Raw genomic sequence first — 13,279 nt, 5'->3', positions numbered from 1 at the left:
CATGCAGACCAGTGGTTTTCCCGTGTTTTTATTTGCCAGATGACTCCTGATGCGTAAACTCTTAACAATACGCTTTCAAAAGGATTTTTAATTTTATGACAACCTTCTACACCGTGGTGAGTTGGCTGGTCATTCTGGGTTACTGGGTACTCATTGCTGGCGTAACGTTACGCATTCTGATGAAGCGACGCGCAGTACCCTCCGCAATGGCCTGGCTTTTGATCATCTATATACTGCCATTGGTAGGGATCATTGCTTATCTGTCCTTTGGTGAACTCCACCTGGGCAAACGCCGCGCCGAGCGCGCCAGAGCGATGTGGCCATCAACAGCCAAATGGCTGAACGATCTCAAAGCCTGCAAACATATTTTCGCGCAAGAAAACAGCAGCGTTGCCTCCTCATTATTTAAGTTATGCGAGCGTCGCCAGGGCATTGCCGGCGTTAAGGGAAATCAGCTGCAGCTTCTCACCAACTCTGATGACGTGATGCAGGCGTTAATCCGTGATATTCAGCTGGCACGTCACAACATTGAGATGGTGTTCTACATCTGGCAACCTGGCGGTATGGCCGATCAGGTAGCCGAGTCGTTAATGGCTGCCGCGAGACGTGGCATTCACTGTCGCCTGATGCTGGACTCCGCCGGCAGCGTGGCGTTCTTCCGCAGCCCTTGGGCGGCGATGATGCGTAACGCAGGTATCGAGGTTGTAGAAGCGCTGAAGGTGAACCTGATGCGTGTATTTTTACGCCGTATGGACCTGCGTCAGCATCGTAAAATGATCATGATCGACAACTACATTGCGTATACCGGCAGCATGAACATGGTCGATCCGCGTTTCTTTAAACAGGATGCCGGTGTCGGACAATGGGTTGATTTAATGGCAAGAATGGAAGGCCCGGTGGCCACTGCCATGGGGATCGTCTACTCATGCGACTGGGAAATTGAAACCGGTAAACGTATTTTACCGCCGCCTCCCGATGTCAACATCATGCCGTTTGAGCAGGCCAGCGGGCACACCATTCACACTATTGCCTCCGGTCCTGGCTTCCCTGAAGACTTGATCCATCAGGCCTTATTGACCGCCGCATATTCTGCTCGTGAATATTTAATCATGACCACCCCCTACTTCGTCCCCAGTGACGATCTGCTGCACGCCATCTGTACGGCAGCGCAGCGTGGTGTAGATGTCAGCATCATTCTTCCACGCAAGAATGACTCGATGCTGGTTGGCTGGGCAAGCCGGGCTTTTTTCACCGAGTTGCTGGCGGCAGGCGTGAAAATCTACCAGTTCGAAGGTGGGTTGTTACATACCAAGAGCGTGCTGGTTGATGGCGAATTGAGTCTGGTCGGTACTGTTAACCTGGATATGCGCAGCCTGTGGCTGAATTTTGAGATAACACTAGTGATTGACGATGCCGGATTCGGCGGTGACCTCGCTGCGGTACAGGATGATTATATTTCGCGTTCCCGCCTGCTGGATGCACGTTTGTGGGTAAAACGACCACTCTGGCAGCGTATCGCTGAGCGACTGTTTTACTTCTTTAGCCCGTTGCTGTAAAACGTGCCCATCAGACAGTAAACAGGTAGTCATTATGGATATGGATTTGAACAACCGCCTGACCGAAGACGAAACGCTCGAGCAGGCTTATGACATTTTTCTCGAACTGGCGGCGGACAATCTCGATCCGGCCGACATCCTTCTGTTCAATTTGCAGTTTGAAGAGCGTGGCGGTGCAGAGTTATTCGACCCTGCACAAGACTGGCAGGAGCACGTTGATTTTGACCTGAATCCTGACTTCTTCGCCGAAGTGGTGATTGGTCTGGCAGACTCAGAAGACGGCGAGATTAACGATATTTTTGCGCGTGTTCTGTTATGTCGCGAAAAAGATCACAAACTCTGCCACATCCTCTGGCGTGAATAATGAAAACAAAAAGCTGCTCTCGCAGCTTTTTTTATTTCTAGTCAGGCAATTTACTTCCGCAACGATTACAAAATTGCGCGCTGTGCTCATGCTGGCTTTGTTGGCACTGTGGACATTTGCGCTGATTTTGCCGGTGCTGAAACGCACTACTCATATGTGTTGTTATCAATCCTGTCGGGATTGCGATAACCGAATAACCAATCAGGATCAGCACTGACGCAACCATGCGGCCAAGCGGTGTATGCGGGGTAATATCACCATAGCCAACAGTTGTAACCGTAACGATTGCCCAATATACCGACGCATTCAGCGTAGTAAAACCATATTTCGGGCCTTCAATCAGGTACATCAGGGCGCCAAAGACAATCATCAGAATGGCAATAAACGAATAAAACAGCATCAACTGATGACGGGCACTTTTAATTGCGCTCCAGAACACACGCAGCGACGGCATAAATCGCAGCAGTTTGAGTATTCGCAGTACACGCAGCACGCGCATCGCTCGCCAGGCGAAAACATAACTCAGACTAATTTCCGGCCATAGCCACATCACATACAGTGGCAGAATTGTCGCGAGATCGATAATTCCCCAAAAGCTAAACACATATTTTGCAGGATTGGCCCAGCAGCACAATCTGAGCAGATATTCGATGGTAAAGACCAGCGTAATAAAGACTTCCAGCCAGACAAAAATATGCCATTCATCATAGGTTAAATGGTATTGCGTCCCGACCCCAGACTCAATGAAGATAACAATCACGCTCAGCAATGCGAACAGTGCGCACATGCCTTCAAAACGGCGCCCCGAGCGCGTGTCTAAATCAAATAATGTACGATAGAGAGTACGGCGAACAGAAGAGACTAAGCCTGACACATTTACCTCACCAAAAAGAAGGGCTGACAGTGTGTCAGCCCTCTCGATTATAGCGGGTCTACTTTTAAGCAGGAAACCGCGTGTCGGAAACTCCCTTCAAGTACAGGACGCGTTTTCGCGCATTCTGGGCCGGCGATCGGACAACGTGTGCGGAACACACACCCCGAAGGCGGATTAATCGGGGAGGGTAACTCACCTTCCAGCAGTTGGATAACCTTGTTCCTCTCCATATCAGGATCGGGAATTGGCACCGCTGACATTAGTGCTTTGGTATAGGGATGCAGCGGATTATGGTACACCTCGTCATAGGTCCCCAACTCCACCGCATGTCCGAGATACATCACCAGCACACGATCGGAAATATGCTTAACCACTGCCAGGTCATGGGCAATGAAGATTAATGATAAGCCCATCTCACGCTGTAATTGCTGCAACAGGTTAACAACCTGCGCCTGAATCGACACATCCAGCGCGGATACAGGCTCATCACAAATTATCAGCTTCGGCTCAAGGATCAACGCGCGAGCAATACCAATACGCTGGCACTGCCCACCGGAAAACTCGTGCGGGTAGCGGTTAATCAGGTTAGGCAGTAACCCCACTTTCATCATCATCGCCTTTACGCGGTCACGGACTTCCTGCCCAGGCAGATTCGGGTGATAAGTCCGCAGCGGTTCGGCGATAATTTCACCGATGGTCATACGTGGGTTTAACGATGCCAGCGGATCCTGGAAAATCATCTGGATGTCACTGCGCACTGCCCGCCACTCATCGGGTTTCATGCCAAGCAAATCTTTGCCGAGCCAGGCGACTTTACCATCAGTCGCTTTTACCAGACCGATAATCGCACGCGCAAACGTCGATTTCCCGCAACCCGATTCCCCCACTACGCCTAATGTTTCGCCCTCATACAGACGTAGGGTCACGCCATCAACGGCTTTCAGCGTTTTCGACGGTTGCCAGAACCACTGTTTACCATCTTTGATGTCGAAATGGACTTTCAGATCGGCAATTTCGAGGAGTACTTTTCGTTGTTCGGTTACCGCATTCATACCAGTTCCTCCACCGGTTTAAAGCAGGCGCGCAGACGGCCCGGACTAAACTCTTCCAGTGGCGGAGCACTGCTACAGATTTCCATGGCATGCGGGCAACGGGGCTGGAACGGGCAGCCTTTCGGTAAACGCAACAGATTCGGCGGATTACCCGGGATAGTCAGCATTTCTTCCCCTTCGGCATCCAGACGCGGGACGGCATTAAGCAGGCCAATCGAATACGGATGAACCGGCTTATAAAAGACATCACGCGCACTACCATATTCCATCGTGCGTCCGGCATACATCACCAACACCTTGTCGCAAATACCAGCAACAACACCGAGGTCGTGAGTAATCATAATAATTGCGGTATTGAATTCACTTTTCAGTTCATTCAGCAGCGTCATGATTTGCGCCTGAACCGTGACATCCAGCGCAGTAGTGGGTTCATCGGCAATCAGTAACTTTGGCCTGCACAGAAGCGCCATGGCGATCATCACACGTTGCCGCATCCCGCCGGAGAATTCATGCGGATACATTTTCATACGCTTACGCGCTTCCGGCATTTTCACCGCATCCAGCATCCTGACTGATTCTTCAAAGGCTTCCGCTTTGCTCATACCTTTGTGTAGCATCAGAACTTCCATTAACTGTTCGCCGACCCGCATATACGGATTCAGAGAGGTCATGGGATCCTGGAAGATCATCGAGATTTGCTCGGCGCGTAGCTTGTTCAGCTCACGCTCCGGTAAGTTCAGGATCTCACGACCGTTGAATGTAGCGGAGCCGCCAATCCGGCCATTTGCGGCCAGCAGGCCCATCAAGGCAAATGCAGTCTGCGACTTACCTGAACCAGACTCACCAACAATACCCAGCGTTTCCCCGGCGCGTAGTGAAAAGTTTAAATCGTTTACTGCAGTAACATCACCATCTGGGGTGGCAAACGTCACACGCAGATCGGTAACGTTTAGCAGTGCGTTAGCCTGTTGTTGCGCGAGCGGCGCGGTTGAGGTCTCAATTACGCTCATGGCGGCACTCCTTAACGGTCTTTCGGGTCGAGGGCATCACGCAGGCCATCGCCAATAAAGTTAAAACAAAATAGCGTCACCACCAGGAACCCTGCCGGAAACAGCAGTAACCATGGTGATACTTCCATCGAGTTGGCACCATCGCTGAGCAGTGCGCCCCAGCTACTTAGCGGCTCTTGTGTGCCAAGTCCCAGGAAGCTCAGGAACGATTCAAACAGGATCATGCTGGGAACCAGCAATGAGGCGTAGACCACCACCACACCGAGTACGTTTGGCACAATGTGTCGCACAACAATACGCACGGTAGACACCCCACCGACCTGGGCTGCTTCAATAAACTCTTTGCGCTTCAGGCTCAGCGTCTGGCCACGAACGATACGCGCCATATCAAGCCAGGACACCATCCCAATCGCCACAAAGATTAACAGGATGTTTTGCCCAAAGAAGGTAACCAACAGAATAACGAAGAACATGAACGGGAAGGAGTTAAGGATTTCCAGCAGACGCATCATCACAGAGTCGATTTTGCCGCCCAGGTAACCCGACAGTGAACCGTACAGCGTGCCCACAATCACCGCCACCAGCGCCGCAGCAATCCCCACCATCAACGAGATCCGTCCACCAATAGCCACCCTCACCAGCAGATCACGGCCAGATGAGTCAGTGCCAAAATAGTGCCCAGACTCCGTATCAGGCGCGCTGGACATCATGCCCCAGTCAGTATCGAAGTAGGTAAACTGCGATAACATGGGTGCCAACGTCACAAACAGCGCAATAATCACCAGTACCACGAGGCTGGCTACTGCCGCTCGGTTATGCATAAAGCGTCGACGAGCGTCCTGCCACAGGCTGCGGCCTTCGACCTCCAGCTTCTCACTGAAATTCTCCAGCGCTTCGCTGTTTTTCTTACTTAACATCATAGCGAGCTCCAGTATCAGTAACGGATTTTCGGGTCGATTACGGCATACAGCACATCGACAATCGCGTTAAACACGATGGTCAGTGCGCCAACCAGAATAGTCAGGCTCAGTACCAGCGAGTAATCGCGGTTTAATGCGCCATTCACAAACAACTGCCCAATCCCCGGTAAACCATAGATAGTTTCAATAACCATCGAACCGGTAATGATGCCGACAAACGCGGGTCCCATATAGGACAACACCGGCAACAGCGCAGGTTTTAACGCATGGCGGAAAATAATCCGTCGCATCGGCAACCCTTTAGCACGCGCGGTCCGAATAAAGTTAGAGTGCAGCACTTCAATCATCGAGCCGCGGGTAATACGCGCAATACTGGCAATATAGGCCAGGGATAGCGCCACCATGGGCAGGATCATAAATTTCAGCGCCCCACCGTTCCAACCGCCACCGGGTAGCCATTTCAGTGTGATCGCAAATATCATGACTAATAAGGGGGCAACGACAAAACTGGGGATCACCACCCCGGTCATCGCCACCCCCATAACCGTATAATCCCAACGCGTGTTTTGCTTCAACGCGGCGATTACGCCCGCACTAACACCGATCACCACCGCCAGAATAAAGGCCGCAGCCCCCAGCTTCGCGGAAACCGGAAAGCTTGACGCGACCAGGTCATTAACGGTGTAGTCTTTATATTTAAAGGATGGTCCAAAATCACCGTGCGCCAGCTGTTTCAGATAGCTAAAGTACTGCGTTGAGATCGGATCATTAAGATGGTATTTCGCTTCAATATTCGCCAGAACTTCTGGCGGCAAGGCGCGCTCTCCGGTGAAAGGACTTCCCGGCGCAAGACGCATCATAAAGAATGAAATCGTAATAAGAATAAATAGTGTCGGAATCGCTTCCAGACAGCGGCGTAATATAAATTTCAACATTGCCCGTACCTTCTGGCGTGTGCCTTTATACCCGTCATACTTCAAGCTGCAGATGCGTTGGCTTTGCTCGCTCACGCCCGTCACTTACTTAAGTAAGCTCCTGGCGATTCGCTGCGTTGCCGCCTTCCTGCAACGTGAATTATTTAGGGTATACCTCTCTTTGTCTAAAGAGGTATTTATAGTTCGAAGAAAAAGACACTGTGGGGCAACCTTAATCGCCCCACGTCTTGCCATTAATGCTTGATAATATACAAGTCTTTAACGTGGATATTATCCATCGGGTCTTTACCGGAGTATCCGCCTACCCAAGGTTTCACCAGACGGGCGTTGACGTAGTAGAACACCGGTACAATTGCAGAGTCTTTATCCAGCAGCTGTTCTGCTTGCGAATACAGTTCACTGCGCTGAGCATCATCAGTTGCTTTCAGGGTATCAGCAATCAACTTGTCAAATGCAGGGCTCTTATAGTGGACGGTGTTGTTGGAGCTATCGGACAGTACCATATTCAGGAAAGACGTCGGTTCGTTATAATCCGCACACCAGCCTGCGCGTGAAACATCATAGTTGCCCTGATGACGCGTATCGAGGAACGTCTTCCACTCCTGATTTTCCAGTTTCACATTCGCACCCAGATTTTTCTTCCAGATGGATGCCGCAGCGATAGCCAGCTTCTTGTGCAGATCGGAGGTGTTATACAGCAGATCAAAGGTCAACGGTTTTTCAGCGGTGAAGCCAGCTTCGGCCAGCAGTTTTTTCGCCTCTTCGTTACGTTTTTCCTGTGACCACTTGAACCACTCTGGCTCAACCAGTTTAGCGCCATCAGTATACGGCGGGGTAAAGCTATAGGCGGGCAGATCGCCCTGGTTTTTCACTTTGTTGACGATGATGTCACGATCCAGCGCCAGCTTCAGGGCGGTACGTACACGAACATCGTTGAACGGTGCTTTTTGGTTGTTAATTTCGTAATAGTAGGTGCACAGATAAGGATCAACGTGAACTTCGTTCGGGATCTCTTTTTTCAGTTTCTGGAATAACTCAATCGGCATGTTGTTATAGGTCATGTCGATTTCACCGCTGCGATAGCGGTTCACGTCAGTCACTTCAGAAGAAATTGGCAGGTATGTGACCTGGTTAATAATGGTTTTCGCGTTGTCCCAGTAGTGAGTATTACGCTCAAGTACAATACGCTCGTTGACAACCCAGTCTTTCAGTTTATAAGAGCCGTTAGAAACGATGTTAGCGGGCTGGGTCCATTTTTCACCGAATTTTTCCACCACGGCTTTAGGCACAGGGGAAAGAGAAGAGTGCACAAGGAGTTTGTAGAAATAAGGAACAGGTTCACTCAGAGTCACTTCAAAGGTATGGTCATCAATCGCTTTTACACCGAGATCGGTAACTGGCTTCTTACCAGCGATGATGTCATCAATATTGACAATATGTCCGTACTGTAAATAGCTGGCGTACGGTGAAGCAGTATTGGGGTTCGCCAGACGTTGCCAGCTATAGACGAAATCTTGTGCGGTAACAGGCGTTCCATCAGACCATTTAGCGTCTTTACGCAGATGGAATGTCCAGACTTTAAAATCTTTATTTTCCCATTTATCAGCCACACCCGGCGATGGTTTGCCATCAACGTCACTGATTAATAAACCTTCAAATAAATCACGGCTAATGTTGGATTCCGGCACACCTTCGATTTTATGCGGATCGAGTGACTGAACTTCCGAACCATTATTACGCACCAGAGTCTGCTTCTCAGCCAACTGAACGCCTGCTGGTACCACTGCTGCTGTAGCAACATTTCCAGCGATTAGCGCAGTTAGGATCCCCGCAGCTACTAAACTTTTTTTAGTGATGTTAGTCATTGTGTTTGTACTCCCTCATTATTATGGCTGGTTTTATAACCAGACTGTTAATCCTGTCAGGATCCCTGTACGACACCGGAGATTTTCTGCCGTCAGGTGTTTTTTTGTTTACTGCTCGCTATCACCGACTTTATTTATTCTGGCGATTCGTTTGATCGCCTTGCGTCGATTATCTACGTGCCTCCCCTGCCGGAAGCACGCTATTACCCTGTTGAGAGAGATTAAATGAAAATTATTCTCATCAACGTGAAATCTTCTGCTAAATACCTGGCCGGAAAGTATCAAATGCGTTTCTTCACCGCCAATACATTTTACAGATTTGTTAACCAATTCTCTTTTATCGAAAAAAAAACGCACAACAAAAGCATTAATACAGCGATTTTTTTAAAAATAAAATCAATTTATTCAATGCATTACGTGAGTCACCCGACTCATCGCCCTGTCCGGCATCGAAGAGACGTCAAAATGCACATAAATTTAACAATTGGTTATTAATTAGCACATTCATCTAAATTAGGTGCTGAAATAACTAATAACATTTCGATAATCCTTCAGCAAGCCCAAGAGTATGATGTTAATAAAATAACAATGCGGCCCTGGTTCATCTGTTCTGCTGAAAAGATAATTGTGTTGAAAATCAATACATAAAAATGCAGTGGCTATCAGCATCTTTTATTACTGCTATGGCGCGTTTCAACTTTAGTGAGAAGTATTACTGATAATGGTGGGAAACGGAGCCTGGAAGCAGCTCCGTTTATATTGATTCGGTGGATTCAGGCAAGTAAGCCCGGGAAAATGGATTTGATCCCGGTCACAATGAACTCAATGCCCAACGCCATGAGTAACAACCCCATAATACGCGTAATGACGTTGATGCCCGTTTGGCCCAGCAGGCGAACTAACCACGGCGCCATACGAAACAATCCCCAACAACACAGCGCAAACAGCGCAATCGCCACGAAAAAGCCGAACAGATTAATAGCACTATGGTAACGCGTGCCCCAGACGATCGTTGAGCTTATTGCCCCCGGTCCCGCCATTAACGGCAGCGCTAACGGGACAACGCCAATGCTCTCGCGTATCGCCGTCTCCGACTTTTCCTGCTTGTTTTGCTTATCTTCCCCAAGTTTTCCGCTGATCATCGACATCGCGATAGTCACGACCAGGATACCACCGGCAATCCTGAACGAATCAATTGAGATACCAAACAATTGCAGAATTCCATCCCCCAGAAACAGAGAGATCCACAGAATGATAGCAACCGACAGGTTTGCCGTAAGGTTGGTTTTATTGCGTGCGGCAGCGGTCTGGTAGCTGGTCATGCTGATAAAGACAGGGATGATCCCTACCGGGTTGACCAATGCAAATAACCCAATGAAAAATTTAAAATAAACAGGAAAATCGAATAGCGTATGGATCACGGTTAGCTCCGAAGCGTTAGCCGGATAAAATGAGTCATAAAATTGATGAAATCCGCGCTGAAGATACGCCTTTTGTCAGCATACTTCACCTGCTATCTGCGTATATCTACGTAAATACGCTACCATTACTCAGTGTTATTAATATGTATTAAATATGCTAATGTTAACCTCATTCATTACATCAATTTTTTAACACTTACCAAGAAACGCTAAAAGGGCCTGCTGAAAGGTGTCAGCTTTGCGGAAATTTGATCCAGATCACGCAATTACTACTCAGAAGTGAGTAATCTTGCTTACGCCACCTGGAGGTAACGCGTTAGAGTTAAATGACGCTAACGCATAAGCTCTTTTAGTAAATCAAAGTAAAGTGGACGTTAATTAACCGTTTGATTTTCAAAACGTTATACAATTTTTCGTCGGTCTGTCTATACTCTCGTATCGAGCAGATGATTTACTAAAAAAGTTTAACATTATCAGGAGAGCATTATGGCTGTTACTAATGTCGCTGAACTTAACGCACTTGTAGAGCGCGTAAAAAAAGCCCAGCGTGAATATGCCAGTTTCACTCAAGAACAGGTTGACAAAATCTTCCGCGCCGCCGCTCTGGCAGCCGCAGACGCTCGAATCCCTCTCGCGAAAATGGCCGTTGCCGAATCCGGCATGGGCATCGTCGAAGACAAAGTGATCAAAAACCACTTTGCTTCCGAATACATTTACAACGCTTATAAAGATGAAAAGACCTGTGGTGTCCTGTCTGAAGACGACACTTTCGGTACTATCACCATCGCTGAACCGATTGGTATCATCTGCGGTATCGTTCCGACCACTAACCCGACATCTACTGCTATCTTCAAATCGCTGATCAGCCTGAAGACGCGTAACGCCATCATCTTCTCTCCACATCCGCGTGCTAAAGATGCCACTAACAAAGCGGCTGACATCGTTCTGCAGGCTGCTATCGCTGCTGGCGCACCGAAAGATCTGATCGGCTGGATCGATCAACCTTCCGTTGAACTGTCTAATGCTCTGATGCATCACCCGGACATCAACCTAATCCTTGCGACCGGCGGTCCAGGCATGGTTAAAGCAGCATACAGCTCCGGTAAACCAGCAATCGGTGTAGGTGCAGGTAACACCCCGGTTGTTATTGACGAAACTGCGGATATTAAGCGCGCAGTTGCTTCTGTTCTGATGTCTAAAACCTTCGATAACGGCGTAATCTGTGCTTCTGAACAGTCCGTTGTTGTTGTTGACTCTGTATACGATGCAGTTCGTGAACGTTTCGCTAGCCACGGCGGCTACATGCTGCAGGGTAAAGAGCTGAAAGCTGTTCAGGACGTTATCCTGAAAAATGGCGCACTGAACGCCGCTATCGTTGGTCAGCCGGCATATAAAATTGCTGAACTGGCAGGCTTCTCGGTTCCGGAAACAACTAAGATCCTGATCGGTGAAGTGAAAGTTGTTGATGAAAGCGAGCCGTTTGCTCACGAAAAACTGTCCCCGACGCTGGCGATGTACCGTGCGAAAGATTTCGAAGATGCGGTAGACAAAGCAGAGAAACTGGTTGCGATGGGTGGTATCGGCCACACTTCTTGCCTGTACACTGACCAGGACAACCAACCAGAGCGCGTTGCTTACTTCGGTCAGATGATGAAAACTGCGCGTATCCTGATTAACACCCCGGCTTCACAGGGTGGTATCGGCGACCTGTACAACTTTAAGCTCGCACCTTCCCTGACTCTGGGTTGTGGTTCCTGGGGTGGTAACTCCATCTCTGAAAACGTTGGTCCTAAGCACCTGATCAACAAGAAAACCGTTGCTAAGCGAGCTGAAAACATGTTGTGGCACAAACTTCCGAAATCTATCTACTTCCGTCGTGGCTCACTGCCAATCGCACTGGATGAAGTGATTACCGATGGTCACAAACGTGCGCTGATCGTTACCGACCGCTTCCTGTTTAACAACGGTTATGCAGACCAGATCACCTCCGTTCTGAAAGCAGCCGGCGTTGAAACCGAAGTGTTCTTTGAAGTTGAAGCTGACCCGACTCTGACCGTTGTTCGTAAAGGTGCTGAGCTGGCTAACTCCTTCAAGCCTGACGTTATCATCGCACTGGGCGGTGGTTCCCCGATGGACGCCGCGAAAATCATGTGGGTGATGTACGAACATCCGGAAACCCATTTCGAAGAGCTGGCGCTGCGCTTTATGGACATCCGTAAACGTATCTATAAGTTCCCGAAAATGGGCGTGAAAGCGAAAATGATCGCCGTCACTACCACTTCCGGTACTGGTTCTGAAGTGACTCCGTTTGCGGTTGTTACCGACGATGCAACGGGTCAGAAATACCCGCTGGCTGACTACGCATTGACCCCAGACATGGCAATTGTCGATGCCAACCTGGTTATGGATATGCCGAAATCACTGTGTGCATTCGGTGGTCTGGATGCGGTGACTCACGCTCTGGAAGCTTACGTTTCCGTACTGGCATCTGAATTCTCTGACGGTCAGGCTCTGCAAGCGCTGAAACTGCTGAAAGAAAACCTGCCTGCGTCCTACCATGAAGGTTCTAAGAACCCGGTAGCGCGTGAGCGTGTTCACAGTGCCGCAACCATCGCCGGTATTGCGTTTGCTAACGCCTTCCTGGGTGTATGTCACTCAATGGCGCACAAGCTGGGTTCTCAGTTCCACATTCCTCACGGTCTGGCGAACGCCCTGCTGATCAGCAACGTCATTCGTTATAACGCGAACGACAATCCGACTAAACAGACTGCTTTCAGCCAGTATGATCGTCCGCAAGCACGTCGTCGCTACGCCGAAATCGCAGACCATCTGGGTTTAAGCGCACCGGGCGACCGTACTGCGGCTAAAATCCAGAAACTGCTGGCATGGCTGGAAGAAATCAAAGCTGAACTGGGTATTCCTAAATCTATCCGTGAAGCTGGCGTTCAGGAAGCTGACTTCCTGGCACACGTCGACAAACTGTCCGAAGATGCGTTTGACGACCAGTGCACCGGTGCTAACCCGCGTTACCCGCTGATTTCTGAACTCAAACAGATCCTGCTGGATACGTACTACGGTCGTGAGTATAGCGAAGGTGAAACTGCTGCTAAAACTGAGCCAGCAGCGCCTAAAGCTGAGAAAAAAGCGAAAAAATCCGCTTAATGCACTCACATAAGTTTTAGTATCTTCATAAACGGCCCTTTGGGGCCGTTTTTTTTTGCCATACTCAGCGAAAATCAGACTATGCAGACGCCAGCCACCGAGGTGAAAAGGCGTAAGGGA

General features: G+C 49.2%; 10 protein-coding genes. 3 read left to right on the top strand and 7 right to left on the bottom strand.

Going from position 1 to position 13,279, the window contains the following annotated elements; translation table 11 throughout:
- Nucleotides 1-95: 95 nt before the first annotated feature.
- Both cls and G8S19_RS10015 read left to right on the top strand, forming a co-directional pair.
- The gene (cls, locus tag G8S19_RS10020) at nucleotides 96-1,556 is read left to right on the top strand and encodes a cardiolipin synthase (RefSeq protein ID WP_040233209.1); all 1,461 of its coding nucleotides are present in this window, start codon (nucleotides 96-98) and stop codon (nucleotides 1,554-1,556) included.
- A gap of 34 nt (nucleotides 1,557-1,590) precedes the next feature.
- Nucleotides 1,591-1,920, top strand: a complete 330-nt coding sequence (locus G8S19_RS10015; RefSeq protein WP_040233211.1) for an HI1450 family dsDNA-mimic protein — start codon at nucleotides 1,591-1,593, stop codon at nucleotides 1,918-1,920.
- A 37-nt stretch (nucleotides 1,921-1,957) separates the two neighbouring features.
- Here the strand turns inward: G8S19_RS10015 and G8S19_RS10010 are convergent, their stop codons facing one another.
- The 7 genes from G8S19_RS10010 to ychE all read right to left on the bottom strand — a co-directional run bounded on the left by G8S19_RS10010 (nucleotide 1,958) and on the right by ychE (nucleotide 9,997).
- On the bottom strand, nucleotides 1,958-2,794 hold the full coding sequence (locus tag G8S19_RS10010) for an ion transporter (RefSeq protein ID WP_048211483.1): 837 nt from the start codon (nucleotides 2,792-2,794) through the stop codon (nucleotides 1,958-1,960).
- 47 nt (nucleotides 2,795-2,841) lie between these two features.
- On the bottom strand, nucleotides 2,842-3,846 hold the full coding sequence (gene oppF / locus G8S19_RS10005; RefSeq protein ID WP_048211482.1) for a murein tripeptide/oligopeptide ABC transporter ATP-binding protein OppF: 1,005 nt from the start codon (nucleotides 3,844-3,846) through the stop codon (nucleotides 2,842-2,844).
- Nucleotides 3,843-4,856, bottom strand: coding sequence for a murein tripeptide/oligopeptide ABC transporter ATP-binding protein OppD (gene oppD, locus G8S19_RS10000; RefSeq protein WP_124021107.1), 1,014 nt, complete (start codon nucleotides 4,854-4,856; stop codon nucleotides 3,843-3,845). Before oppD ends, oppF begins: the two co-directional genes overlap by 4 nt.
- An 11-nt stretch (nucleotides 4,857-4,867) precedes the next feature.
- Entirely contained in the window at nucleotides 4,868-5,776 is a 909-nt protein-coding gene (oppC, locus tag G8S19_RS09995; RefSeq protein ID WP_048211481.1) for an oligopeptide ABC transporter permease OppC, read from the bottom strand.
- Between the two features lie 14 nt (nucleotides 5,777-5,790).
- Complete coding sequence (gene oppB, locus G8S19_RS09990; protein ID WP_005126405.1) at nucleotides 5,791-6,711, bottom strand: oligopeptide ABC transporter permease OppB; 921 nt, start codon at nucleotides 6,709-6,711, stop codon at nucleotides 5,791-5,793.
- 233 nt (nucleotides 6,712-6,944) lie between these two features.
- On the bottom strand, nucleotides 6,945-8,576 hold the full coding sequence (gene oppA / locus G8S19_RS09985; protein WP_048211480.1) for an oligopeptide ABC transporter substrate-binding protein OppA: 1,632 nt from the start codon (nucleotides 8,574-8,576) through the stop codon (nucleotides 6,945-6,947).
- A 773-nt stretch (nucleotides 8,577-9,349) separates the two neighbouring features.
- Nucleotides 9,350-9,997: an NAAT family transporter YchE gene (gene ychE / locus G8S19_RS09980; protein ID WP_048211478.1), complete on the bottom strand. Its 648-nt coding sequence runs from the start codon at nucleotides 9,995-9,997 to the stop codon at nucleotides 9,350-9,352.
- A gap of 486 nt (nucleotides 9,998-10,483) precedes the next feature.
- Here ychE and adhE point away from each other — a divergent pair, with 486 nt between their 5' ends.
- Nucleotides 10,484-13,159, top strand: a complete 2,676-nt coding sequence (gene adhE / locus G8S19_RS09975) for a bifunctional acetaldehyde-CoA/alcohol dehydrogenase (RefSeq protein WP_101742304.1) — start codon at nucleotides 10,484-10,486, stop codon at nucleotides 13,157-13,159.
- Nucleotides 13,160-13,279 lie beyond the last annotated feature (120 nt).

It is taken from the genome of Citrobacter sp. SX206 (assembly GCF_024181025.1).
Taxonomy (GTDB): domain Bacteria; phylum Pseudomonadota; class Gammaproteobacteria; order Enterobacterales; family Enterobacteriaceae; genus Citrobacter; species Citrobacter youngae.
Note: the sequence above shows the minus strand (reverse complement) of the source record. Positions and strands in the feature narration are given on the sequence as shown.